Here is a 23,031-nt window from a genome sequence, read left to right as displayed (position 1 = left end):
GGCGCCGCGCGTGGCCGCGAGCGGCTGAGCTCGAATGAGCGGCTTGCGCCGCGGGCGATGTGCGGTATCCCGAGGCGATGGAAATACGAGAGATCTATCGCGGGCGCCTCATCGATCACGTTCAGCTCGTCGTGGCTGATCTTGCGGCGAGCAAGAGGTTCTATCGGGCCGTCTTCGAGGCGATCGGGATCCCGATAAGCGGCGAGGCCGACGATTACTTCTGGGCCGACGAGCTCTTCATCTCGAGCGTGGGCTCACCTTCCGCGGCAGGCGTCCCCACCGGCCGGACGCACCTCGCTTTCCAGGCGAACGACCGCGCGACGGTCGAGCGGTTCCACGCCGCCGCGGTCGCCGCGGGCGGCAAGGACAACGGCGCTCCGGGCAAGCGCCCGTACCATCCCGGCTACTATGCGGCGTTCGTGCTCGACCCGGATGGGAACAACATCGAGGTCGTCCACCACGGTCGGGCCGACAGGTCGGCAGACGCGATAAAGATCACGTTCTGACCGCGAAGGTGTCGCGAGATCGTTGAAGAGCCGACAGAGAATCGATTGAAATCGGCACGGGCGCCAGCGCACCACCGCTGATCCTCCCGCGCTTCTTTTCCTGCTTCCCTCTCGGCGCCTCCTCGCTTCTACATCGGTTTCCGCCCACCTCTGCACCATGCAAAGCAGAGCGACGGTCTCCCGCACAGGAGACGGGCCCAGATCGGCGTTTTCGGCGCGGAAGCGCACTCCGGTGCGCTGAGCACCGAAAACGTCGAGGTGGGCCCGTATCCGAAGCGGGAGACCGTCGCTCTAGACGGACTGCCCCGCTGGCTCATCGACGCAGATCCGCTTCCTGGCGACGGGCCTCGGCGCGACGTCGTTCAGGACCACGCCGAAGATACGGCGATCCCCGAGCTGCTCGGCGGCCCTCGTGAGCGACGACGCCCGGGTCAGCGAGGCGCGCGCGACGAGGACGATGCCGTCGCAGGCGTCCTCGATGACGTTGGCGTCGCCCGAGCCAAGGACCGGAGGGCCGTCGATGACGACGTAGTCGTGATAGCGCCGCAGCGTGCGCATCGCGGCCTCGAAGTGGACCGAGTGGAGCGCCGCGGGGTAGCTCGCCTCGAGCGACGGCTCCGCGAGCACCGAGAGCGACTGGCTGACGGCGATGACGCCGAGAGGACGGGTCTCGCCCGCCATCCGCCGGCGGAGCTGCTCCGAGAAGCTCGCGTGCGCGGGGAGCCGCAGGCCGAGGGTCGCCGCGACGCGGGGGCACGCGAGGTGGCCTTCGACGAGCAGGACCCGCGCGCGCTCGGCCTCGGCGAGCGTCATCGCGAGGCGGACCGCGAGCGCGGTCTTGCCCTCGGCCCGGCCGGGGCTCACCACCGCGACAGCGAGCGGCTCGCCCGCCCGCCGCTGATCGAGCCGGTGCCGGAGGACCCGGAGCGCCGCGAGGGCGGGCGCGGGCGCGCCCCGGAGCAGCTCGAACACCCCGTGCCCGTCGGGGTCGAGGTCCGCGCCGATGATCTCCACCTCGGGCCCATCGAACGCGGGGCTGCTGGCGCGCGCGACCGAGCGCACACCCACGCGAGCGAGCGGCGCTTCGGGCGCGCTCCACGACGACCGATCGACCACCTCGCCGTCACCGGGGTCGAGTCCGTCCCGGGGCGCGTCCTCCGCGGCGGAGCCGGCCGGAGCGCCCTCTGGCGACGCGCCGGGGGGCTCTGCGCCGTACCCGGCCGCGCCCGGTGGCTCCGCCCCGTACCCCGCCGCCCCGGGGGGCTCTGCGCCGTACCCCGCCGCGCCGGGCGGCTCCGCGCCCCCGGCCGCCCCGGGGGGCTCCGCGCCGTACCCGGCCGCGCCAGGTGGCTCTGCCCCGTACCCGGGCCCATCGAGCGGCTCCGCGCAGTACGCGGGTACGACGGCGCGCTCCCGGAGCGGCGGGCCCGCCGGGAGCTCCGGCATCGCCGCCAGCAGGGCGGGGCCGCCGAGCGCGTGGATGTCGCCGCCGTCGTAGAGCGTGTCGTTGAGCAGCACCCGGGCCCCGGCGACCCCGAACACGAAGAAGAACGTCACCGCCGCGCCGGCGAAGAAGACACGGCCCCGCCCACGGTCGGGGCGGCTCGGCAGGTAGGCGGGGTCGAGGACGTCGAGCTCGGTCTCGCTCTTGTTCTCGGCGGCGTCCGCGGACAGATCCGCGGCCCGCTCGTTGGCCTGAACCGACTTCAGGTACTCGCGCGCCCGCTCCAGATCGAGGCGGAGCCGGTGCCACTCGGTCTCGAGCTCTATCACGCGCTCCTCGGCGCTCCCGTCAGCGGCCCACGGCGCGCGCGGCGCCTCGCCCCTGGCCGCGCTCTCCGCCGGCGCGCGCGGCGCCTCGTCCCCCGCCCTGTCGCCTCCGGCGCGCGCGCGCAGGCCAGCGATCTGCCGGAGGAGCGCGGTCCGCTCCGCCGCGAGCGCCGCGCGCCGCGCCGGCGTGAGCGCGCGCGCCTCGGCGGTCGGCGCCTCGGTGACGCCCGCGCGGACGAGCCCGAGCGCGCTCTCGGCCGCGGCGAGCTGGCTCTTGGCGGCCTCGACGCGGCGCTTCGCGGCGACGGCGTCCGGGTGGATCGGGGTCACGGTCGTGAGCTTCTCGGCGAGCGCCGCCTCGGCCGACGCGACCGCGGCGACGGCGGCGGCGCGGGCCCGCTGCGCCTCGACGACGCTCTGGGGCAGCGGCTGCCCCGGCGCCGCCGCCGGCGACCGCGCTGCCCCGAGCAGCGCCTCGACCCGGGCGAGCTGCCGCTCGAGCGCCGCGAGCTGCGGGTCGACCGGGCGGGCCGGCAGCGCTGGCAGGGCGCGCGCTCCAGCCGCGGGCGCGGGGGCGCCGGGCGAGCCGAGCGGCTGGGGCGCCGGCGCGTACGGCGAGTCGTTGAGCCCCCACTGGAACTGCGGGTTCCTGGCGAGGAACGTCGCCAGCGCGCGGCTCGCCTGGTCGACCTTGGAGCTGGCCTCGGCGAGCTCCTTCCGGAGGAAGTCGCGGGTCATCGTCGCCGTGCCGAGGCTGTCGCGGCGGTAGTCGTCGAGAAGGATCTGCGTGAGCCGCGCGGCGACCTGCTGCGCCACGTGCGGGTCGTCATGGGTGAAGGAGATGACGTACGTATCGCTGCTCTGCGCGCGGAAGCCGACGTGGGTCTTCATCTCCTCGACGGCCTCGACCATCGAGCGGGCGGACTTCTCCGGGTAGAGCCCGAACGCCTCGACGACGCCGGCGAGCATCCCGCGCGCCGCGAGCGCGTCCTTCAGCTTCGACCCGAGGCGCGCCGCGCGCGCGGTGCTGCTCTGCGAATCGCGGCCGGTCTGGATGGTGTCGCGGTAGAGGATGGTGGCCTCGCTCCGCCACACCCGCTTCGTGACGAGCGCCAGGGCGAAGGAGATCGCGAGCCCGACGGCCATCATCGCGGCCGCCCCGCGCCAGTACATCCGGACCCGGCCGAGGATGCTTATCGCGCGATCCAGGCGCTCCCGGGGTGTGCTCTCCGTGCTCAGGCTGGCCATGGTGTTCCTCGCCCCGTGGGCAGCGCGTCCGGCGCCGCGCGGCGCGGAGGGCGCGCGCGGGGACGCTCCGCCCCCGCACGGCAAGGCGCGTGCTCACGGGCGCGTCACCCCGGGACGCACCCGGCTCGGAGCGACTGCGCGCGCTGACCGAGGGAGAGAGGGCGATGGTGACGAACGCCATGGACATTCCGCGTCCGGCGAGCGCGACCCGCTTCACGGACGCATCCGGGGAAACGGGGCGCCCTCGCCGGGTCGGGGGAGGCCGGCTCGCCGGCGCGGCGAGCCGCGGTCCTCGTCACAGCCGCTGGGAGTAGTACTCGATGATGAGCTGAACCGCGATGGGGAACGGGATGCTCGTCTCGTCCGGGAGCGTGGCCACGCGCGCCTGCCGGGCGTCCTTGTCGACCGCGAGCCACGCGGGAGCTTCCATGTCCGTCCTCGCGAGTCCCTCCACGACGGTCCGGTGGTCACGGCGCTTCTCCGTCAGGCTCACCGTCTCTCCGGTGCTGACGCGGTAGGACGGGATATCGACGCGCTTTCCGTCGACGAGCACGTGCCCGTGCGCCACCAGCTGCCGCGCGGCCGGGATGGTGCGCGCGAAGCCCGCGCGGAAGACGACGTTGTCGAGCCGCCGCTCGAGCAGCTCGATGAGCTTCATCCCGGCGGCCAGGTCGCTCCTTCGCGCCTCGAGCATGAGCGTTTTCAGCTGCGTATTTGTGAGGCCGTAGTTGAGCCGGACCTTCTGCTTCTCGCGGAGCCTCAGGGCGTACTCGCTGAGCTTCTTGCGGGCCTGGCCGTGCTGCCCGGGTGGGTAAGGCCTCCGCTCGGTCTTCTTGGCCGAAAGCCCGGGGAGCTCGACCCCGAGCGCGCGCATCACCTTGACGCGAGGTCCGGTGTAACGGCTCATGTCCGGGCTCTCTTCAGGGACGCGCGCGCGTCGCGAGGGTGGAGCGCGGCGCCGTCCAGCGCCGGTGCGTCAACGTATTCCTGGAGTTTCATCGAGCTTCACTGTCCTTGTTCATGGGTCTTGCGATTGCCTGTTACCGAGGCTGCTATCGACGGCTCACACGCGCCGGAGGTGGCGGAGGATCGGGAACTGCGCTCTGCGGAAGAGGCGCGCGAGCCCGTTCGTGGCCCGGATGCGGGCGCCGAGCGGCTCGGGATAGTCGTTGTCGTCGAGGATGCGCAGCCATGGGAACGTCTCCACCACCCCTCCCTCTCGGTGGAGCTCCGCGTGACGCGTGCCCCTCGCCGCAGCGGGACGGAGCTCCAGGCGCGGGCTCGCGTCGAGCAGGAGCTCCACGCCCTTGGCGAGGCGCAGGGAAACCTGGGTCAGGAAGGCGGCGATCCGCTCGGGGCCGAGCTGGGAGAAGAGGCCGAGGCCGAGGATCAACGTGGGCCACTCCTGCGCATCGGCGAGCTGATCGATCCAGTGATCGCAGCCGGGGGACGCGGTGGCCAGCGCATACCGCGGCGTCTGCGGGGCGCGCCGGGACTTCCACGCGACCACGCGGGGAACGTCGATGTCGATCCAGTGGAGCAGCCCGTTGTCGACGCGCGAGAATCGGGTGCACGGCCCGGAGAAGAGCCCGATGGCCAACCCCTCCGGGTGGCGGCGGAAGAAGTCGTCCACGACGTCGTCGACCAGCCGCGTACGGGTCGCGAGCGGACGGAGCTCCTGTTCCGTGAAGCCCGCGCGCTCGACGTCGAGCACGCGGGCGAGCTGGCGCGCTTCCTCGTCGTGGAGCCCGAGGTCAGGAAACGCGTCGGAGGCGTACGCGCACGCGGCGACACCCGCGAGCTCGCGTCGAGCAAACGAAGGAGCGGCGTCGATACTGAAAATCATTTTCAGTTTCATTACAGATACGTTCGTCCTATGTCAAGCGGCGAACCGCGCGCGCGACCTCACCCAGGTTGAGCCGGGCCGGGCCGACCCCACCCAGGTTGAGCCGGGCCGACCTCACCCAGGTTGAGCCGGGCCGACCTCACCCAGGTTGAGCCGGGCCGACCTCACCCAGGTTGCCCTCAGCGCCCTCCCCCGCCGCTGCCTGGTGCGGCCCGCGAGGCCCCCCAGCTCGCGCTCATCCGCCCGCCCCCTTGACGGTCGACAGTCGCGAGCTATCGTTTAGATATATCTTTTAGAATATCGACCCGGCCGCCGCAGGGCTACCGGGCCGGGAAGCCGGGGTGGTCTGCGCACGAGCGCGCGGCAGCTGAGTGCTCGTCGCCGTGGCGGTCCACCGCCGAGCCAGAGAGGGATTTTGTCTATGTTTTGGGGACATGAACACCATCACTGCGCGGGTCCGCGAGGGCCGAGGGGTCCATTCGGGAGGGGTCGGCACGGCATGGGCGGCGGCCCGCCGGGCTGGTGGGGCGACTGGTTCGGAGGGCCGCCGCTCCGCGCCGATCGAGGCGGCGTGCGCTACCTCGTCCTCGACGTGCTCGCCGAGCGAGCTCGCCATGGATACGAGGTCATCCAGGCGATCGAGCAGCGCAGCGGCGACAGCTACCGGCCGAGCCCCGGCGTCATCTATCCGACGCTGCAGCTGCTCGAGGAGCTCGGCCACGCGCGCGTCATCGAGGCCGAGGGGCGGAAGATCTACGAGATCACCGACGCGGGGCGCGAGGATCTCAAGGCGAACCGCGAGTACGTCGACGAGTTCTACGAGCGCTTCGTCGAGACCTCGTGGGAGCGCTTCGCCGAGGATTTCGGCGACGTCATGAAGCGCATCGGCTCGCTCATGAAGATGCTGCGCCACGCGATGCGCCGGGGGCGCCTCACGCCGGCCGTGCTCGCGCGCACCGTGAAGGTGCTCGACAAGGCGGCGGCCGAGATCGAGGAGCTGCTCGCCGAAGATCCGGAGACGCGCGGCGGCCGGCGCCCCTGAGCCGCGCCGTCATGAATCAGCGTGTGACGCGCTCAGGCACGCTCTCGAAGCAGAGCACCCGCCAGGCGTTCGGCTGGCCGGGACGCTCGAGCTCTGTCGCGGCGCCGTTCGTGAACTCCGCGACGACGCCGCGCCAGAACGCCAGAGCCCCCCGGTTCCCCTCGGACACGCGCACCGTCCACTTGCCCGGAAGACCCTTCCATAGGAGGAACGCCGCCTGCCGGCCGACGCCAGAGCGGCGATAGCGGCGAAGGACGAAGAACTCGGCCACATCGAGGACGTCCGGGTCCTCTACCGCCGGCGAACCGCGCGTCGCCAGGACGAACCCCGCGACGCGCCCGCCGCATCGAATGAGGAACGCGAACCGCCGCTCCCGCTCCGACCAGTAGAGAGGGAGCTTGGGATAGCCGAAACGCCCGTCCTGCCCCAGCTCGATCGCAGGGAACACATCGCTGAGATCGTGAATGTACAGCTCGAGAAGGTTGGACAGGAGCACGGCATCCGCTGGCGTCGCCGCATCCAGAGAGACGGTCTGCAACTCTGCCATCTCCACTCCTCCCGTCCGTCCGCCAGCGCCGAACCTCGGGCGCTCCTCGGCGGCGCGCAATACCTCATCGCCCATGCGCCGGTCCGTGCCGCTAGACCCCCTCGCTCGCCAGCCGCGCGCCGCGCGCGGTGCTCCTGGGCTCAGCCGAGGAAGCCGCGCGCACGGGCGATCGCCTCGATCGCCGGCCTCCTCCGCTCCAGCTCGTCGACGTCCTTGACGGGCAGGAACCGGGCCTCGATGCCGTCCCGCGGCACGCGCACGAACCGGGCCGGCAGCCCGAAGGTGATCTCGTTCAGGATGCGCTCGAACTGGATCGCCTTGCGGTCGTCGACCTTCTTCTCGACCTCCACGTAGATCCAGTCCATCGCGAGCGCGCTGAGCGCCTCGGCGCTCGCGATGAAGGTGTTGGTGTTGAAGACGGGCACGACCTTCGGGTCGAAGTCGACCGGCAGGCGGAAGTCCTCTGCCATCACCGGTCTGCCGTTCCATCGCAGCGGCCCGCCGCCCTTGTCGCCGCCCTTGTCGACCACCTCGACGGAGAGGGGTCCGCCGTGCCCGAGGTGCCAGCCCAGGAGGACCGGGTCGACCGTCGCGCCGAGGTTGTCGAGGTTGGCGATCCAGACGATCTTCCCGCCGCGGGCGATGAAGCGGCTGAGGAGGCCGCTCTCCCGGAGGGCGTCCGGGAGATCGCCATGGCCGGTGGCATAGACGCTCGGCTCGCCCGCCTCGTCCAGGAACAGCCCGCCTTCCGGGGTCAGGCGCAGCGAGACGTGCTGCTCGAACGTGGCGCAAAGATCACCCGGCTCGTCGAGGCGCGCGCCGAGCGCCTCGCGGATCGGCCCGTTCGTCGCCTCGCTGGTCATCAGCCACAGCGGCACCGGCACCCCGGTCGTGCGCCGGAGGTGATCGCTCTCGGCGAGGCGCAGATCGAGGAAGGTCCGACCGGGCAGCACCTCGACGAGCGCCTTGACCACGCCGCCCATCCGGGTGGCCATCCCGCCCGCGAGGACGCAGAGGGCGACCTCGCCTCGGCGTAACGCCGCCAGACCGGCTTCGCGGCAGCGAGCGTGCTCGGGCGTGCCTTCGGCGGGCAGCTCGGCGACATCACCCGGCGCAGGCGGCTCGACCGTGCCCTGGAGGCGGTTGCGGGCGTCCCGGTCCTTGCCGATGGACGCGGCCCACCGGGCGACGCGGTCGGGGTCGAACCCGCGAGCCAGGAGGCGAGCGAGGAGCGGGCCAGGGAGCGCGGCGATCTGCTGAGCGAGGGAAGACACGGTGTCCTCAAAAGACCACGATGTGATGCTCAAAGCAATGGCATCGTGCAGCCGGTCACGCCTGCACGCCGGTCACGGAGGAGGTCACGCACCAGCCCCGGGCAAAAGGTGGCACCCAGCCAAATGCGCTCACCCTGATCTCGATCATCTCGTATCTCGCCTTCCGGGAGCACCCCGTCGATCTGTAGATCTGCGATTCCATTCCAAGAACGGACCATCTCCAGGAACGAGGAAGGACAATCTCCAGGAAATCACGTCGACCGCATCGCCCGGTCAGGCTTCTGTCAGCCGCTGGCCAGCTCGCTGAACAGCTCTTCCGCGGCCGCAGCGGTCGCCGCCCGCTGGAGCCAGCGTCCCAGGACGTCGACATCCGTCTCACCGAGGATCCGGCCTCTCGCCTCATCGCTCGCCGGGACGCCGCGCGCATCCAGCAGCATCAGGATCGCCGCCGACAGCCGTCCCACCGCCTGCTCCGCCCGCGCCTGCTCCTGCTCGATACGGGCCTCCGCGGCCTCGATCATCCCCTCCAGCTTGCCCACCAGCTCGCTGGCGGTAACGAGCTCCGCAGTGTCCGCGTAAAAGCGGAGACGCCCGGCCTCCACCGTCAGATCCAGCTCGAGGACCTCCGATCTGTACCGCCCGGCGCGCGACGGGATGCTCTCGTAGCGCCGCACGCCGGTGGGCGGCAACCGATGAGCTTTGAGGTGCCCACGCGGGATGTCGTAGATGAAATACTCGCGGATCCCGAGGGACGCGTACCGCACGACGTTGTCGACGAAGTCCTTCCGCCAGTTGCCCGCGTAGTGCACCTCGATCGCGAGGTCGATCCCCTTGCCCTCGGCGCTGACCATCCAGCAGAGGCGCGGGCTGGGCTCGACGTCGGTCACCGCGATCACGTCGGGCGTGAAGCCCTTCTCGCCCGGATAGTGGACCTTCATCTCGGAGCCGATGTAGATGCGCCGCCCGCGCCGGCCGAACCAGGCGCGGAGCGTGTCGCGGGCTTCCACCTTGGCGTCGAAGTGCGGGTCGCCTTCAGCCATGGCCAGGCGCTCGTCGATCTCCTCCTGGGACACGGAGTCGACGAGCGCCGCGATCGCCTGCTGGCGCTGAGCGGGCGACATCGCGGCCCACTCTGCCTCGGTCGGGGCGCGCGGCGCCTCGGCGGGGATCGGCGCGGCGGTGGGGTCGACGGGCTTGCGGATGGGAGCCGACATCCCGCCCAGCATACCACCGTTCCAGGGCGCTCCCGTCGCACGACCTGCGAGGCCGCGCCGCCGCCGCCCCGGGGCGCACGGCGCCCGCAGGCGCGCTCACCCGAGGAAGCGGAGCAGGACGTTGAGCAGCGCGAGCACCACGAACATCCCGCCGCACACGAGCGCGACTTCCCTCCCGGACACGCGCACCGAGACCCGGCTGTCCTCGGCCCGCGCGGCGCCGTACAGCGCGGCGGAAGCACCGAGCGCCATGTAGAGGATGTCCTTGTAGGCCCACGAGAGGAAGAAGATGCCGATCAGCGCGCCGCACAGGCTCACGAAGATCGCCGGCGCGAACCGCCTCGCCGTGGGGCCGACATCGACGTCGCCCAGCCAGATCGACAGCGGCACCTTGATCGACGCGTACAGGACGAGCGCGAACAGGCACATCCCGAGCAGGCCCGTCTCGGCCGCCGCGAGGAGATACGAGTTGTGGGCCGTCAAGCCGAGCGACGACTCGTCGCCGAACTGCCCCGCCCCGACGCCGATCCCCTTGGTCCGCCGGATCATCTCGAACGCTTCCCGGAGCAGCTCGACGCGCTCCTCCGAGCTCTCGCTCGCCTCGTCGCCGCTCCGGCCGCCGAGCAGGAGCATGGGCGGCCCGACGAAGCAGGCGGCGATGACGCCGAGGGTCCCGATCCGCCGGATGAAGCTGATACCGAGGACCGCCAGGTACACGATGACCCCCGAGCGCGAGCGCGACAGGACGACCATCGCGCCGATCGCCGCGATGACGACCGTCACGGGGAGCGCGCGGAGCGCCGCGGCCACGCGCGAGAGCAGCCGATCCGTGAGCAGGACGGGCAGCGTCGGCGCGCGGCGCGCCCCGGCGGGCCTCGTGCCGCCCGGCGCAGCGTCAGCGCGCGGCGTACCCCCCAGCGCAGCGTCAGCGCGCGGCGTACCCCCCAGCGCAGCGTCAGCGCGCGGCGCGGGCCGCGGAGCAGCGCCGCCGGGCGGCTCGCCGTCCGACGGCGGCCCGCCGCCGATAGGCCGGCGCTGCCGGCGCGGGCCGGCGCGGCGCTCGGCGAGCGCGATCGCGAGCGGGATCGCCATGCCGGCCATCAGGGAGAGCTCGTTGGGATCGGCGAGCGAGCCGCGGTAGCGGACGCGGCCGTCGATTGTCGACGTGCCGAGCGGCCCGGGGCGCTCACACCGGTAGTTGCCGTCGGGCACGGGCGCGTCCACGCGGCAATCGAGGTTGGTCTCGCACGGCCGTCCATCCGGCTCGAGCTCGCCCTTGCCTTCCCAGTCATCGGCCGCGGCGATCATGCAGCCGTGGGGCTGGAACGACTGCACGATCGCGACCACGGTGGTGAGGACGGCGCAGCCGACGAGCGTGATCGCGAGCGCGCGCAGCCCACGCGGCGAGGCGGCGGCGACGGCGATGGCGACGAAGATGCCCGCCACGGTCGCGAGCTGCATCCCGCGCTCCTCGAGCGCGTCCGGGCGCTTCAGCGCGGTGGTCAGCGCCGCCCAGGCGAGGAACGCGAGCGCATAGACGACCTGCGGCGCGAGCGACGGCTTGAGCCGCCGCCACAGGACGTCTAGGGCGACGCAGAGAAGGGTGAGCCCGAACGCCGCGTGAACGAGCGGAATCCCCGCGAGCGCCGGGATGAACTCCTGCGGCTTGATGATGACGAGCGCGCACAGCGCGCACACGACCCACGCTGCCATGGTGTGGCGCGCCGTTCTCGTGGCGCGCGCCGCGCGCGGCGGCCCGCGGCGCGCCCTCGTGACGGCCGCGGAGAGGCGCCTTGCGCGAGCGCGATGAGGCCCGGCGCGCATTCCCCCCTTCCGCGCGACGGATCTAGCACCGCGGGTCCGACCGGCACGCGGGAAGAGCGCCAGTGCGCGCGCTAGGAGCAGGCGCGGAGCGCGGCCGCGGGATCGGCGCTTGCTGGAGCGCGATCGCATCAAGGAGGCTGGAAACCGCATGTGCTCCCGCTGTGTCCGGATTGCCCTGCTCTGCTCCGCGCTCACGGTCCTCACGGCGCTCCCGGGCTGCGGCGGCGCGCGCGCCCCGCGGGTCGATTTCGAGGCAGAGCGCCGCGCGACGAGCGCCTATGCGGTCGGCCCCGGCGACGTGCTGGAGGTGCGCGCCTGGAAGAACGAGGCGCTCAGCCAGCGCGTCACGGTGCGACCCGACGGGTTCATCACGATCCCGCTCGTCGGCGACGTCATGGCGTCGGGGCGCACCGTCATGGGCATCGCCGAGGACATCGCGACGCAGGCGGCCAAGTTCTATCACGAGAAGCCGGTCGTCAGCGTGGAGGTGGCAGAGCTCCACAGCTACCGGGTCTATGTGATGGGCGAGGTGTCGCGCCCTGGCGAGTTCACGCCGAGGGCGCAGATCACCGTGCTCCAGGCGCTCGCCCTCGCGGGCGGTTTCACGCGCTTCGCCGATCCCGACGACGTGGTGATCGTCCGGCGCGACGCCGTCGGCGAGCGCAGGATTCCGTTCGCGTTCGATGAGGTCGTCGGGAAAGGCGATCTCCGCGGGGATCTGCCGCTGCAAACGAACGATACGGTGGTGGTGCCCTAGCGCCTCGCACCGGGGACACGCCGAGCCGGAAGCAGGCTTATCCGCATGGGGCAGAGCCGCGCGCGGGCAGGCAGGTAGGCAGAGCTCACGTCGTGGAGAGCCCATTGCACCTCGCCGCGCATCTTCCCCTGCCCTGACGGATATCGCTTGATGATCGTTGCACGATATTCTGGCATCCTGGGCAGGATGCGCTCCGAGGCCACGCCGCCGCTCGTCGCCGTAGTGACCCTCGCGTTGCCGATGCTCGTCGCCGCAGCGTGCGCCCCCGCGAGCCCCGGCCCCCCTGGCCCCGCCGGCAAGGCCGCGGCCCCGCCGGGCTCCCAGGTCCTCGCGGCGGCCAGCGCGCCTTCCGGCCCGGGCGGCCCCGTTGCCGGCGCGGCGTCCGCGGGGACAGCGCGGGCCGATGGCACCGCGCCCTCCCCCGCTGCGGCCGAGCCGCCCCCGGCCATCTCGGCCGACGAAGCCGAGGCGCTCCTGTTCCCGGACGACGCCGCCGCCCACGAGGACGGCATCGACGCCTGCCGGCGCGGGAGCGCCGGGACGACCGCCGCGCCCACCCCCGGGCACGAGCGCGTCCGCTGCCTGCTCGCGCTGCGCTATCAGGGCGACCCGCAGGCAGCAGCGAGCGCGACCGCGCTCTTCGACCAGCACGGCAGCGTCGCCGGGCTGGAGCGGGAGCACATGATGGACGGCGGCTACCGAGGCATGCTCCACCTCGTCCCGGAGCTGCCGGTGCGCGCCGAGCGCCGCCACCTCGAGTGGACGGCCTCGGCCATCGCCGACTTCGACGCCTTCGTCGCGGAGCTCGCGGCCACGGCCAGCTCGCCCGTGCGCTACCGACACCGCGCCCTCGCGCTGCGGTACTTCCGGTCCGTGCGGGCACGGACGCCTTCCGCCTACGCCTCGGGCTGGACGGTCGCGTACAACCTGTCCGGCTCGCTCCACCGCTCCGCGGACGCGGTGCGGGAGACGCTCTTCCACGAGATCTTCCACCTGAACGACGCCGCGCACGGCGGGTGGTCCCAGGCGGCGCTCTCGCCGATCTACGACGGGATCGTCGCGCGCTGCGGGACGAGGATCTCCTGCCTCACGCCGTACTCGCCGAACGAGACCATCGTGAAAGGCGGCACCTACTACTCGTTCCAGCCTGGCAACGGCGTGGTGGAGTACGCCGCCGAGCTGGCGATCCGCTACTACCGCGAGCAGCGAGCGGCGCTCCGCGGCAAGCGGCTCGCGAAGGCGCCGTTCAAGTGCGGCCCGCCCGAGAACGCGCGGGCGTGGTCGCTGCTCGCGCGAGAGTTCTTCGGGGGCGCCGATCGGGTGGCGCCTTGCCAGGGCGCGGCCGCGCAGCCCTGAGAGCGCCTCCGGACGCGATGTCGCCGTCCCGCGCGCCGCGGACCGTCATGATGGAGCGCACTCTCCGCGGGGCGCTTCATCACGCGCGGGCGCATCACCCCATCTGCGGCCGGTGGACGGTCGGGGGTCGCGGCAGATCGAGCGGCGGCAGGGGATCGAAGAGCGAGCGCTCCGCGTCGGCCAGCTCCTCGGCCGAGAAGGGCCGGAGGGTCTGGCAGAACTCGACCATGATGCCATTGGGATCGATCGTGTAGATCGAGCGGTAGAAGTCGTGATCCCTCTCGGTCACCTCGAGGCCGTGAGAGAGCCACCGCGCGAGCATCCGACCATAGAGCTCGCCCGTCGGGGCGCTGAAGGCCAGGTGGTTCATCCACACCGGCAGCCCGAGCCCTGTCGAGAGATCCGTCCTGAAGCGCCCCCGCAACGTCTCTTCGTGCAGATCCCAGAACACCAGCAGCGGACCATCGGGCTCGCTGGTCCGATAAAAGACGTGCCTCGCCCAGCCCCCATTGCGACTGCCCTCGTACGGCACCGCGGTGGCCTTCACGAGACGGAACCCCATGACCCGGGTATAAAACCGGTGTGTGGCGACCAGATCGCTGGTCGCCAGCGCGATGTGATGCACGGCCATCGTCCCCCCCTTTGCGTGCATGATGAGGATGCCACGAGCCGGAGCGCTCGTTCAAGCTGGATTCCGCGCCATCGGTCGAGCGATCGCCAACCGAGGCGCAGGCGGTGACCTCGGTTAGATCGGTTACGTCGGGTCCCGGTGTCCCACCCCATCGCGCGTGAAGGACCCCGGCGACAGGCAGTCCACACCCATGATGTCGGCCCGGCGCTCCTTGCCCTGGACGCTCGAGGGACCCTGGTCAGCGGGGCGGCAGGTGCCCCAGACGGCCCGGAGAGATCGAGCTCGGCGGGATCGGCGCCGGGTCCACGGGCGGCTGCGCTATCCTCGGCGCACGCCATGTCCGACGGCGATCTCGTGTTCGCATCCATGCCTGCGGGGCTCATCGCCTTCGCCTCGTCGTGCGGAGTCCCGCCGGAGGATCTCCTCCAGGCGGCCGGCGTCGCGCCCGAGGTGCTCGCCGCGCCCGACGAGCTCGTGCCGTATGCATCGCTCTTCTCGCTATGGGAGCTCCTGCTCCAGCGCCTCCCCGGCGAGCCGCTCGGGCTGCGTTATGCGCGCTGCATCCCGGTGTCGGTCGTGGGCATCATCGGGCACGTCCTTCGCCACAGCGAGACCGTGCGGCAGGGCGTCGCCGTCTACGGCCGCTTCTGCCGGCTGATGGACCCGTACCTCCGCATCACGCTCGAGGAGCGCGGCGCGGTCGCACGCTTCGCGCTCGAGCACGAGCCGCGCGTCGTCGCCATGGCCGAGCCGATCGAGATGATGATCGCGACGCTCGCGCGCTTCATCGCGCTCTACCTCGGCGGCTCCGCGCGGCCGATCGAGGCGCTGTTCCGCCATCCCCGCCGGCACCCGCCGTCGCTCTACGAGGAGGCGATCGGGGCCCCCGCCCGCTTCGAGGCGGGCGCGACGGCCCTCGTCTACGACGCGCGCGTGCTCGACGCGCCCCTCGTCGGCGCGGACCCGTCGGTCCGCGATTACCTCGTTCGCCACGCCGAGCAGCTCCTCGCCGCGCGCGCCGCGCCCGCCGGCGCCGCGCCGCTCGACGCGCGGGTGCGCGCCCGCATCGACGAGCGGCTCGACCGCGGCGACGTGGACCAGGAGGGGATCGCGCGCGCGCTGGGCATGAGCACGCGCTCGCTCCAGCGCGCGCTCAAGGACCTCGGCACGTCGTTCACGGCGCAGCTCGACGAGGCCCGGAGGGAGAAGGCGCTCGACCTCGTCCGCCGGCGCGATCTCGCGCTCCAGGAGATCGCCTTCCTGCTCGGCTACGGCGAGCCCCGCCACTTCTACCGCAGCTTCCGCCGCTGGACGGGCACGACGCCGGGCGAGTACCGGCGCGCCCGCATCCGCTAGCGCAAGCCGGAGCCGAGCCTCGCGGGTCGGTCAGGATGCAGTCGCCGTACCCGCGATCGCCCTGGATCCCTGCGCCCGATCCGAAGTACAGGATCGCTCATGAGGAACAGGCCTCGGGCTGCAGGTGATCACCGCGTTTCCTCCCGCCGTCGCGGCGCGCTCGGCGCCGCGCGCGCGGCGTCGTGCGCCCTGTTCGCGGCGCAGATCGGCTGCGGCGCCTCCATCCCGCAGGCCGCCGACACGGTGCTACGGAATGGCTTCGTGTACACGGTCGACAGCGCGGACTCGGTGCATCAGGCCGTCGCGGTGCGCGCCGGCAGGATCGTTTATGTCGGCACCGACAGCGGCGCACAGACGTACGTGGGCGCTCGCACCGAGGTCATCGATCTGGCGGGCCGTATGCTGATGCCCGGCCTGGTCGACGGCCACATGCACGTGATGTCCGGCGGGGTGCAACGTCTGAAGTGCAGCCTCGACTACAAGACGTGGACGATCGCGCAGATGCAGCAGAAGATCCAGGCTTGCCTCGACAGCGAGCCGGCCAAGGAGCCCGATCGCTGGCTCGAAGTGACGAGCTGGGATCGGCAGGGCACGGTGTCGGTGGACGCCGATCCGACGCGGGCCGCGCTCGATGTGCTCAGGACCAAGCGGCCGATCCTCGTGCACTCCACCGACCACCACAGCGTGCTGACAAACTCGCGCGGGATGGCGCTGGCGGGCATCACCGCCGCCACGCCCGATCCGGCCGGCGGCAAGATCATCCGCGACGCAGGCGGTCAGCCGACGGGCATCTTCGAGGACGCCGGCAGCACGCTGGTGTCGGGGGCCATCCCGGCGCCGACCCACGAGGACGATGTGCGCAGCGCCAAGGCGGCGCTCGACGCGATCCGCCGCCAGGGCGTGACCACCTTCATGGACGCGTCTTCGGACGAACGTACGCTGAGCGCGTTCACGGCCGTGCAGCGCGGCGGCCAGCTGACGGCGCGGGCGTTCTTTGCCATTCTGCTCGATCCTGAAAAGGTCGGGAAGGATCCGGAAAAAGCGATCGCCGCGGTCCGGGCGCTGGCGGCCTCCCACGACCAGGGCGCCGCGGTGCCGACCCCCGGCATCGGCGCGCGCCACGTCAAGCTCATGCTCGATGGTGTCTTGCAGGCGCCGGCCCAGACCGCGGCGATGCTCGCACCTTACAACGACAACGTCGGTACCGACGGCGCGCCGAAGTGGGTCCCGGGCACGAAGCGCGGTGACGTTTACTTTCCGCCGGACGTGCTCGATTCCCTGGTGCTCGCCGCGGTCAAGGCCGGGCTCGATCCGCACGTCCACGCGATCGGCGATCGCGCCGTGCGGCAGACGCTCGACGCCTACGAGCACCTGCGCGCGCAGCTCCCGGGCAAGGACGTGCGCCCGGCGATCGCGCACTGCGAGATGGTCGATCCGTCGGACTTCGGCCGGTTCAAGGCGCTCGGCGTGATCCCGGTCATGTCGTTCCAGTGGGCGCAGGAGGCGCCTTATTCGGTCGACGCGATGAAGAACCAGCTCGGACCGGAGCGCTACGCCCGCCTGGAGCCCGAGGGCAGCCTGCTCAACGCTGGAGCGAGGATCGCCTATGGCAGCGACTGGCCAGTCGATCCGTTCGCCGAGTTCTTGGCGTTGAAGATCGGCGTCACGCGCCGGGGCGACCCCACGCACCCGGGCAGCTTCGGTCCGAAGTATGCCGGCCGGCTCAACGACGACCCGCTGCTGCCGCGTGGCGCCGCTCTGCGCGCGATCACCATGGGCTCGGCGTACCAGCTGCGGCTGGAAGAGGTCGTGGGCTCGATCGAGACGGGAAAGCTCGCCGACATGATCGTGCTGGACCAGAACTTCCTTCAGATACCCGAAGACGATCTCGGCAAGATCCAGGTGCTCATGACCCTCGTCGGAGGAAAGGTCGTCTTCTCCGCCGACTCACCGCGGCCAGCGCGGGCACGAAGGCCATGATCGTGGCGTTCAAAGCGACTTCAGGTATTCCACGAGGTCGTGCCTCTCGGCGCGGTTGAGCCCCAGTCCGAAGCGGACGTTGTAGCTCCGCACGACGTCCATCAGCGTCGCGAACCGGCCATCGTGATAGAAGCGCCCCTTGTTCTCCTCCTTCATGAACAGCCCCAGCTCTCGGACGAAGAGGGCGGATAGGTTCATCGTCTTGTACGAGTTGCCAGGCGCGCGGTCCGCCTGGAACGAGTCGATTTTCATCTCCTCGGGCGTGTGCAGGTTCCAGCCCGCATCGGTCCAGAGCGGCTTGTTGTGGCAGTCGGTGCACTTCGCCTTGCCGGTGAACAGCCTCGCGCCGCGCTCGGCGGCCTCTCTGTTGAAGTCGACCCCCGGCTTCGGCTCCGGCGCCGGGAGCGCGAGCTGGTAGAAGTGCAGCGCCGGGAGCTTCGGCGTGACGAGATCTTCCTCCGGATCCACCGTCACGTTCCAGATCCCGGTCTCCGCCGCGTTCGGGTACTTGACAGGATCGCTGAGCCTCGGATCGAAGAAATTACCCCTCCCATGCATCTGGGTCACGGCGACAAACGCGTTCCAGTAGGGGACCGACCCCCAGTTGCCCGTCCAGGTGTGCTCGTTGGTTCCGGCCATGTTGAACGCGTTGGGGAGCAAGGTCGCGCCGGGGGTCTCCTTGTCACACTGGAACGCCTTCCCGTCGAGGAGCAGCTGGGCGTCGTACTTGCCCGGCCCCCAGCTGCGCAGAATTTTCCTTAAGCCTTCCTCGGTGATGCCCTCGGGCACACGCGGCAGCAGGCTGACGATCGGCAGGAGCGTCGGGGCCGTAGCGATGATGGCGCCGACATCCAGATCGCGGTTGGCCCAGCCGTCGAGGCGCCTGCCGATGCCTTGAGCCACGGAGTCGTCGACCGTGGAGTGACAGAACGCGCACTGGAGCCCGATCGAGATCAGCTTGTCGTGGTCGTCGAAGAAGCCCGTCACCCCGAGGATCGCGTCGAACAGCAAGAGGCGCAGCGTGACGGCGGGCTCGTCGAGGTCCACCTCGCCGCGCGCGATCTGCTCCCGTAGCCGCCGCGGGAGCGCGTCCGCGTCCACTTTCAGCCCGAGCGCCAGCGCCTGAGCCGGCGTCACGCCGGCGATGCTCTCGTGCAGCCGGAGCTCGCCGCCCCAGAACGCCTCGTCACCGAAGGTGTCGAATCGGAAGATCTCCTGCCCTCTCCGGAGCAGGTCGCGCGTATTTCGCTCCGTGAGCTCGTCGAAGTCGCGGAATCGCCCGCGGCGGGGCAGTTCGTCCTCGGCAGAGGCGACGTGCTCTGCCCCCTCGCCCCCGTCGGTCGAGTTGCAAGAGAGCGCGGCGAGGCCGAGCGGGACCGTCAGTCCAGCGAGCACGAACAGCGTGGTGAGATGTGTCGTCATGGCAAGACCTTTCGGCGTCTTCACGTCATACCGCGAATCCAAAAGTGGTTTACCTGCCTCCATGAGCAAGTAAGAGAGTCCATGATCATCTCATCGGGCGAATCGCCCATGTGCAGATCGCGAGCCGGCAACACGCATCGAAGGCAGAAGCCTCGCGGCGCTCTCGGGCGTTGTTCCCCGTTCGTGCCGACCGGGGATTCGACGAAACTGGGAGTTGGCGGATTGTCCTTCAGGCGATGGACGTCTTGCGCCCTGCACAAAAGGCGCTGCGTCGGGCGTGACATCGGCGGCCTCGACCCCTGCTCGACGGGCCGGAGCGAGCGCTCCACCTGGCGCCATCCGTCGCAACATTGGCGCCCGACGCCGCTGCCGGGGCGGCGCGCCGGGCCCATCGTTCCATCGATCCCGGCGAGGCGCCGCGCGCCCCCGGGATCGAGCTCCTGCCGAGGTACGCCATGAGCAAGTTGCCGCGAGGCCCGCGTGGCCGCATTCTGACGACCTACAAGTTCCTTACACGTCCGTTCGAGTTCCTGTCCGAGTGCGCCGCCACCTACGGCGATGTCTTCAACGTGCCCGTGGTCAACGGCGATGTCGTGATCGCCGGAGACCCCGGCTCGGTGCAGGACGTGATGACGGCGCCGGCCGAGACGATGGCCCCCTACGCCACAAAGGCCATCGCGCCCCTCGTGGGGGCGCACTCGATCCTCATGCTCTCGGGCGAGCGCCACAGGCGCGAGCGGAAGCTGCTGACACCGCCGTTCCACGGCGATCGCATGCGCGCCTACGCCGCGGCGATGGCGGACACCGCCGCCCGTCGGCTCACCGAGGCGGCGCGCGCGCCCCGCGCCGTGGCCCAGGAGATCACGCAGGCGATCTCGCTCGACGTCATCATCCGCGCCGTCTTCGGGGTGGAGGAGCCGTCTCGAGCGAGCGCGTGCGCCCGCGCCGTCATCGCCATGACCGACGCGCTCACCCCGGCGCTGACCTTCCTGCCGTTCTTGCAGCGGGACCTCGGCGGACTCGGCCCGTACGCTCGCTTCCGCCGGCGCGTCGACGACCTCGAGGCGCTGTTCCGCGGGCAGATCGAGCGGGCGCGCGCGGCGCCGGGCGACGACATCCTGAGCCTCCTGGTCTCGGCCCGCTACGACGACGGATCGACCATGAGCGATCAGGCCATCTTCGACGAGCTCCGGAGCTTGCTGTTCGCCGGGCACGAGACCACGGCGCTCGCCCTCGCGTGGGCTTTCGATCACGCGCACCGCAACCCCGGCGTCCTCGCGCGCCTGCGCGACGAGATCGACGCCCTCGGCCCGGAGCCCGACCCGGAGCGCCTCGCCGCCCTGCCCTACCTGGACGCCGTGTGCAAGGAGGCGCTGCGCATCTATCCGATCGTCACCGAGTCGCCGCGCCTCCTGGCGCAGCCGTTCCGCCTCCGAGGGCACGAGCTCCAGCCGGGGACGGGGGTCGCCCCCTGCATCCTGCTCGTGCACCACCACCCCGATCTCTACCCCGAGCCGTCCCGGTTCAGGCCGGAGCGCTTTTTGGAGCGCAAGTTCTCCCCGTTCGAGTACCTGCCGTTCGGCGGCGGACACCGTCGCTGCATCGGCGCGGCCTTCGCGATGTTCGAGATGAAGATCGTGCTCGGCGTGGCGCTGTCAGCATGGGAGTTCCGCCTGCTCGACGAGCGGCCGCCCCGCCCCGTGCGCCGGAACTTGACGCTGAGCCCCTCGGGCGGCGTCCCGCTCGTCGTGCGCGCCCGCGGCCGCAGCCGCCTCCACGCCGCTGCCTGATCCTGGCGCGAGGAGGCGCAGAGAAAGCCCCAGCACGGGAATGCGCCGCCCCGGCCGGCACGACACGGCGGACATGGAGGAGAGAGAGAAGATCACGACATAAAAGCTCCGTGCTCTCTTCGCTTCGGCGATCGCCAGGGGTGGATCTGGAATAGAGGGGCTCCCCCGCTTGCCGCACCGCCCCCCATGCTGAGACGCCTCCTCCGCGCGACCGCCGCCTCCTCTCCCTGTGCATCTCCCTCTTCGCCGGTCGTCCCGATCGACGCGAGCACGGGCGCCCCAGGGCAGCGCGCCGCAAGCGCATCGCGCCGCCCGCGGCGGCTCTCCCGGCTCGGATGGGCCGCCGCGCTGCTCCTGGCGGCGTCCTCGTGCGAGTCGGTCACCACCGCCGGTTCGCCGCGCCCGTCCGGAGCCGCGCGAGCCCGGCTGGAGCTGCACGCCGGCGATGCCGAGGTCTGGGCCTTCAGCGCGCGCATCCAGGGCGCCCTCGCCGGCGCGGGCACGCTCGAGGAATGCGCGATCCGGGTGGGTGGCGACGTGTTCCCCGCCGCGATCGAGCAGCAGCGGTTCTTCGCGGACGTCCCGCTGCTCGAGGGCGAGAACGAGATCGTCGCGCGCTGCCGGGAGGCGAGCGCAGGCGACCTGGACTCTCCGCCCGTCACGTACCGCCTCCGGCTGGAGGACACGCCCCGCGCCCGCGCCCGCTCGGCGCTGGCAGGCGGCAAGCTCGTCCTCGACGCGACGAGCAGCGAGCCCAGCGAGCGCTCGCGCGCCGAGATCGTCGCCTTCGAATGGTTCCGCCTGCGCGACGACGCTGCGCCGGAGCCGCTCGGGCAGGGCGCTCGCATCGAGCTGCCGGCGCCGGACGCGGGCAGCCAGGCGCTGTACGAGCTCAGGGTGCGCGACGATCGCGGCCGGGGCGACGCCGCGCGCGTCGCGCCGCCGGTCGCAGCGTCCCCTGGCGCGGCAGCACCGGCGTGGATCGACGATGCGGTCCTCTACGGCGTCGTGCCGCCCTTCTTCGGCGATCCGCCGCTCCAGAGCGTCCGCGCCGCCCTGCCCGCGATCGAGGCGCTCGGCGTCACGGCGATCTGGCTATCACCCATCTTCGCCGCGCCAGCGGGCGACTTCGGGTATGCAGTCACCGATTACCTCAGCGTGCGCTCCGATTACGGGACCGAGCGAGATCTCCGAGAGCTCGTGGACGACGCGCACCGGCGCGGCCTGCGCGTGCTGCTCGATCTCGTGCCCAACCACACCTCGGCCGAGCACCCGTATTTCCGGGAAGCCGAGCGGCGCATGCGCAGCGCCCACAGCTTCGGCTTCTACGATCGCGACGACAGCGGGGAGCCGACGCACTACTTCGACTGGGAGCACCTGCCGAACCTGAACTACGACAGCGCCGAGGTGGCGCGCTGGATGCTCGAGGCGTCGCTGCACTGGGTGCGTCGGTTCGATATCGATGGTTACCGCGTCGACGCCGCGTGGGGCATCAAGCAGCGGCGGAGCGGGCTCTGGTCCCCCTGGGCCGCCGAGCTCCGGCGCGTGAGCCCCCGCCTCGCGCTGATCGCCGAGGCCTCGGCGCGCGATCCGTACTACCTGCAGCACGGGTTCGATGCGGCCTACGACTGGACCGAGGAGCTCGGACACTGGGCCTGGAAAGACGTGTTCGGCGCGCCGCGCGGCATCGCGGCCCGGCTCGGCGCGGCGCTCGCCGCCACCGCGGCGCGCGCCGAGCGCCCCGAGCGCACGCTCAGGTTCATCAACAACAACGACACAGGCGCTCGATTCGTCACCCGCCACGGGCCGGGGCTGACGCGCGCCGCCGCGGCGGCGCTGCTGACCCTGCCGGGTATCCCGTGCGTCTACACGTTCGACGAGCTCGGCGCCGAGTACGAGCCTTACGGCGGCCTCGCCCCTGTCTCACGGCCTCCGCCCGGCCAGCTGGCGCGGCACTACGAGCAGCTGATCCGGCTCAGGCGCTCCGTCCCGGCGCTCCGCTCGCCGGGGCTCCTCACGGTGCACGCCGGGGGGCCGGACGACGAGGTCTTCGCCTATGTCAGGCACGGCGACGACGCGTCCCGCTTTGCCCTCGTGGTCCTGAATTTCAGCGAGCGACCGGTGAAGAAGCGGCTCACCGTCCCCGAGCCGTTCGCCGGCCACGCGCGAGGCGGCCTGCGCGACGCGCTGAGCGGCGCCGGCGCGCACCTCCGGGCCGGCTCCCTCGCGCTGGACCTCGCGCCCTGGGACGTCCGCGTCCTCGTGCCGCGGTAGGCGCGGTCCAGCGTCTGCCAGGCGCTCCCCGCGCCCTCCCGCGCCGGGCCACAAAAAACAGAGCGCCCATTCGACGGCGGGGGGGGGAAGCCGTCACGGGCGCTCTGCCCTGGTCACCTAGCAGGACACGGGCCAGGGCTTTCCGCACTTCCTTTCATGGACTTACCCGACAGGGGGCTCCTGAAGCTTTCGAT

Annotated in this window: 17 protein-coding genes; 8 read left to right on the top strand and 9 right to left on the bottom strand. The window is 71.6% G+C overall.

Annotated features, from left to right (window positions below; all coding sequences use genetic code 11):
• Positions 1 to 77: 77 nt before the first annotated feature.
• Positions 78 to 506, top strand: coding sequence for a VOC family protein (locus tag WME90_RS16105; protein ID WP_437282007.1), 429 nt, complete (start codon positions 78 to 80; stop codon positions 504 to 506).
• 291 nt (positions 507 to 797) lie between these two features.
• On the opposite strand, the gene WME90_RS16100 is transcribed toward WME90_RS16105, so the two are convergent.
• The 3 genes from WME90_RS16100 to WME90_RS16090 all read right to left on the bottom strand — a co-directional run bounded on the left by WME90_RS16100 (position 798) and on the right by WME90_RS16090 (position 5,370).
• Positions 798 to 3,524, bottom strand: a complete 2,727-nt coding sequence (locus WME90_RS16100) for a hypothetical protein (protein WP_437282006.1) — start codon at positions 3,522 to 3,524, stop codon at positions 798 to 800.
• Between the two features lie 295 nt (positions 3,525 to 3,819).
• The gene (gene rpsD, locus WME90_RS16095; protein ID WP_437282005.1) at positions 3,820 to 4,431 is read right to left on the bottom strand and encodes a 30S ribosomal protein S4; all 612 of its coding nucleotides are present in this window, start codon (positions 4,429 to 4,431) and stop codon (positions 3,820 to 3,822) included.
• 156 nt (positions 4,432 to 4,587) lie between these two features.
• Positions 4,588 to 5,370: a class I SAM-dependent methyltransferase gene (locus tag WME90_RS16090; protein ID WP_437282004.1), complete on the bottom strand. Its 783-nt coding sequence runs from the start codon at positions 5,368 to 5,370 to the stop codon at positions 4,588 to 4,590.
• Positions 5,371 to 5,869: 499 nt separating this feature from the next.
• On the opposite strand from WME90_RS16090, the gene WME90_RS16085 reads away from it, so the two are divergent.
• Positions 5,870 to 6,412 carry a PadR family transcriptional regulator gene (locus WME90_RS16085; RefSeq protein ID WP_437282003.1) on the top strand — a complete coding sequence of 181 codons (543 nt, stop codon included), beginning with the start codon at positions 5,870 to 5,872 and terminating at the stop codon, positions 6,410 to 6,412.
• A 16-nt stretch (positions 6,413 to 6,428) separates the two neighbouring features.
• Here WME90_RS16085 and WME90_RS16080 read toward each other — a convergent pair whose 3' ends face one another.
• The 4 genes from WME90_RS16080 to WME90_RS16065 all read right to left on the bottom strand — a co-directional run bounded on the left by WME90_RS16080 (position 6,429) and on the right by WME90_RS16065 (position 11,160).
• Positions 6,429 to 6,959, bottom strand: a complete 531-nt coding sequence (locus WME90_RS16080; protein ID WP_437282002.1) for a GNAT family N-acetyltransferase — start codon at positions 6,957 to 6,959, stop codon at positions 6,429 to 6,431.
• Positions 6,960 to 7,099: 140 nt separating this feature from the next.
• Positions 7,100 to 8,233 carry a UTP--glucose-1-phosphate uridylyltransferase gene (locus WME90_RS16075; RefSeq protein ID WP_437282001.1) on the bottom strand — a complete coding sequence of 378 codons (1,134 nt, stop codon included), beginning with the start codon at positions 8,231 to 8,233 and terminating at the stop codon, positions 7,100 to 7,102.
• A gap of 284 nt (positions 8,234 to 8,517) precedes the next feature.
• Positions 8,518 to 9,447: a Uma2 family endonuclease gene (locus WME90_RS16070; protein WP_437282000.1), complete on the bottom strand. Its 930-nt coding sequence runs from the start codon at positions 9,445 to 9,447 to the stop codon at positions 8,518 to 8,520.
• A 96-nt stretch (positions 9,448 to 9,543) separates the two neighbouring features.
• Positions 9,544 to 11,160, bottom strand: a complete 1,617-nt coding sequence (locus WME90_RS16065) for an O-antigen ligase family protein (RefSeq protein WP_437281999.1) — start codon at positions 11,158 to 11,160, stop codon at positions 9,544 to 9,546.
• A 259-nt stretch (positions 11,161 to 11,419) separates the two neighbouring features.
• Between WME90_RS16065 and WME90_RS16060 the strand changes: the two genes are divergently transcribed.
• Complete coding sequence (locus tag WME90_RS16060; RefSeq protein WP_437281998.1) at positions 11,420 to 12,028, top strand: polysaccharide biosynthesis/export family protein; 609 nt, start codon at positions 11,420 to 11,422, stop codon at positions 12,026 to 12,028.
• Positions 12,029 to 12,178: 150 nt separating this feature from the next.
• Positions 12,179 to 13,384 (top strand): hypothetical protein, encoded by a 1,206-nt coding sequence (locus tag WME90_RS16055; protein WP_437281997.1) that lies wholly within the window; start codon positions 12,179 to 12,181, stop codon positions 13,382 to 13,384.
• Between the two features lie 94 nt (positions 13,385 to 13,478).
• Here WME90_RS16055 and WME90_RS16050 read toward each other — a convergent pair whose 3' ends face one another.
• Positions 13,479 to 14,015 (bottom strand): VOC family protein, encoded by a 537-nt coding sequence (locus WME90_RS16050; RefSeq protein ID WP_437281996.1) that lies wholly within the window; start codon positions 14,013 to 14,015, stop codon positions 13,479 to 13,481.
• 336 nt (positions 14,016 to 14,351) lie between these two features.
• Between WME90_RS16050 and WME90_RS16045 the strand changes: the two genes are divergently transcribed.
• Positions 14,352 to 15,371 carry an AraC family transcriptional regulator gene (locus WME90_RS16045; protein ID WP_437281995.1) on the top strand — a complete coding sequence of 340 codons (1,020 nt, stop codon included), beginning with the start codon at positions 14,352 to 14,354 and terminating at the stop codon, positions 15,369 to 15,371.
• 99 nt (positions 15,372 to 15,470) lie between these two features.
• Positions 15,471 to 17,351 carry an amidohydrolase gene (locus WME90_RS16040; protein ID WP_437281994.1) on the top strand — a complete coding sequence of 627 codons (1,881 nt, stop codon included), beginning with the start codon at positions 15,471 to 15,473 and terminating at the stop codon, positions 17,349 to 17,351.
• Between the two features lie 9 nt (positions 17,352 to 17,360).
• Here WME90_RS16040 and WME90_RS16035 read toward each other — a convergent pair whose 3' ends face one another.
• Complete coding sequence (locus WME90_RS16035) at positions 17,361 to 18,773, bottom strand: hypothetical protein (protein WP_437281993.1); 1,413 nt, start codon at positions 18,771 to 18,773, stop codon at positions 17,361 to 17,363.
• A gap of 455 nt (positions 18,774 to 19,228) precedes the next feature.
• On the opposite strand from WME90_RS16035, the gene WME90_RS16030 reads away from it, so the two are divergent.
• Together WME90_RS16030 and WME90_RS16025 are read left to right on the top strand one after the other, a co-directional pair.
• Positions 19,229 to 20,563, top strand: a complete 1,335-nt coding sequence (locus WME90_RS16030; protein ID WP_437281992.1) for a cytochrome P450 — start codon at positions 19,229 to 19,231, stop codon at positions 20,561 to 20,563.
• Positions 20,564 to 20,749: 186 nt separating this feature from the next.
• Positions 20,750 to 22,837, top strand: a complete 2,088-nt coding sequence (locus WME90_RS16025) for an alpha-amylase family glycosyl hydrolase (RefSeq protein ID WP_437281991.1) — start codon at positions 20,750 to 20,752, stop codon at positions 22,835 to 22,837.
• Positions 22,838 to 23,031: the final 194 nt, after the last annotated feature.

The sequence above is a fragment of the Sorangium sp. So ce375 genome (assembly GCF_051473855.1).
Lineage (GTDB): Bacteria > Myxococcota_A > Polyangia > Polyangiales > Polyangiaceae > Sorangium.
The sequence above is the reverse complement of the archived record's forward strand: the minus strand, read 5'-3'. Positions and strand labels throughout refer to the sequence as shown.

Coding starts and splice junctions, on each gene's coding strand:
- WME90_RS16045 (WP_437281995.1), top strand. CDS start 14,352: ATGTCCGACGGCGATCTCGTGTTCGCATCCATGCCTGCGGGGCTCATC.
- WME90_RS16035 (WP_437281993.1), bottom strand. CDS start 18,773: ATGACGACACATCTCACCACGCTGTTCGTGCTCGCTGGACTGACGGTC.
- WME90_RS16050 (WP_437281996.1), bottom strand. CDS start 14,015: ATGGCCGTGCATCACATCGCGCTGGCGACCAGCGATCTGGTCGCCACA.
- WME90_RS16105 (WP_437282007.1), top strand. CDS start 78: ATGGAAATACGAGAGATCTATCGCGGGCGCCTCATCGATCACGTTCAG.
- WME90_RS16025 (WP_437281991.1), top strand. CDS start 20,750: ATGCTGAGACGCCTCCTCCGCGCGACCGCCGCCTCCTCTCCCTGTGCA.
- WME90_RS16055 (WP_437281997.1), top strand. CDS start 12,179: ATGATCGTTGCACGATATTCTGGCATCCTGGGCAGGATGCGCTCCGAG.
- WME90_RS16070 (WP_437282000.1), bottom strand. CDS start 9,447: ATGTCGGCTCCCATCCGCAAGCCCGTCGACCCCACCGCCGCGCCGATC.
- WME90_RS16080 (WP_437282002.1), bottom strand. CDS start 6,959: ATGGCAGAGTTGCAGACCGTCTCTCTGGATGCGGCGACGCCAGCGGAT.
- WME90_RS16040 (WP_437281994.1), top strand. CDS start 15,471: ATGAGGAACAGGCCTCGGGCTGCAGGTGATCACCGCGTTTCCTCCCGC.
- rpsD (WP_437282005.1), bottom strand. CDS start 4,431: ATGAGCCGTTACACCGGACCTCGCGTCAAGGTGATGCGCGCGCTCGGG.
- WME90_RS16065 (WP_437281999.1), bottom strand. CDS start 11,160: ATGGCAGCGTGGGTCGTGTGCGCGCTGTGCGCGCTCGTCATCATCAAG.
- WME90_RS16090 (WP_437282004.1), bottom strand. CDS start 5,370: ATGATTTTCAGTATCGACGCCGCTCCTTCGTTTGCTCGACGCGAGCTC.
- WME90_RS16085 (WP_437282003.1), top strand. CDS start 5,870: ATGGGCGGCGGCCCGCCGGGCTGGTGGGGCGACTGGTTCGGAGGGCCG.
- WME90_RS16030 (WP_437281992.1), top strand. CDS start 19,229: ATGAGCAAGTTGCCGCGAGGCCCGCGTGGCCGCATTCTGACGACCTAC.
- WME90_RS16060 (WP_437281998.1), top strand. CDS start 11,420: ATGTGCTCCCGCTGTGTCCGGATTGCCCTGCTCTGCTCCGCGCTCACG.
- WME90_RS16100 (WP_437282006.1), bottom strand. CDS start 3,524: ATGGCCAGCCTGAGCACGGAGAGCACACCCCGGGAGCGCCTGGATCGC.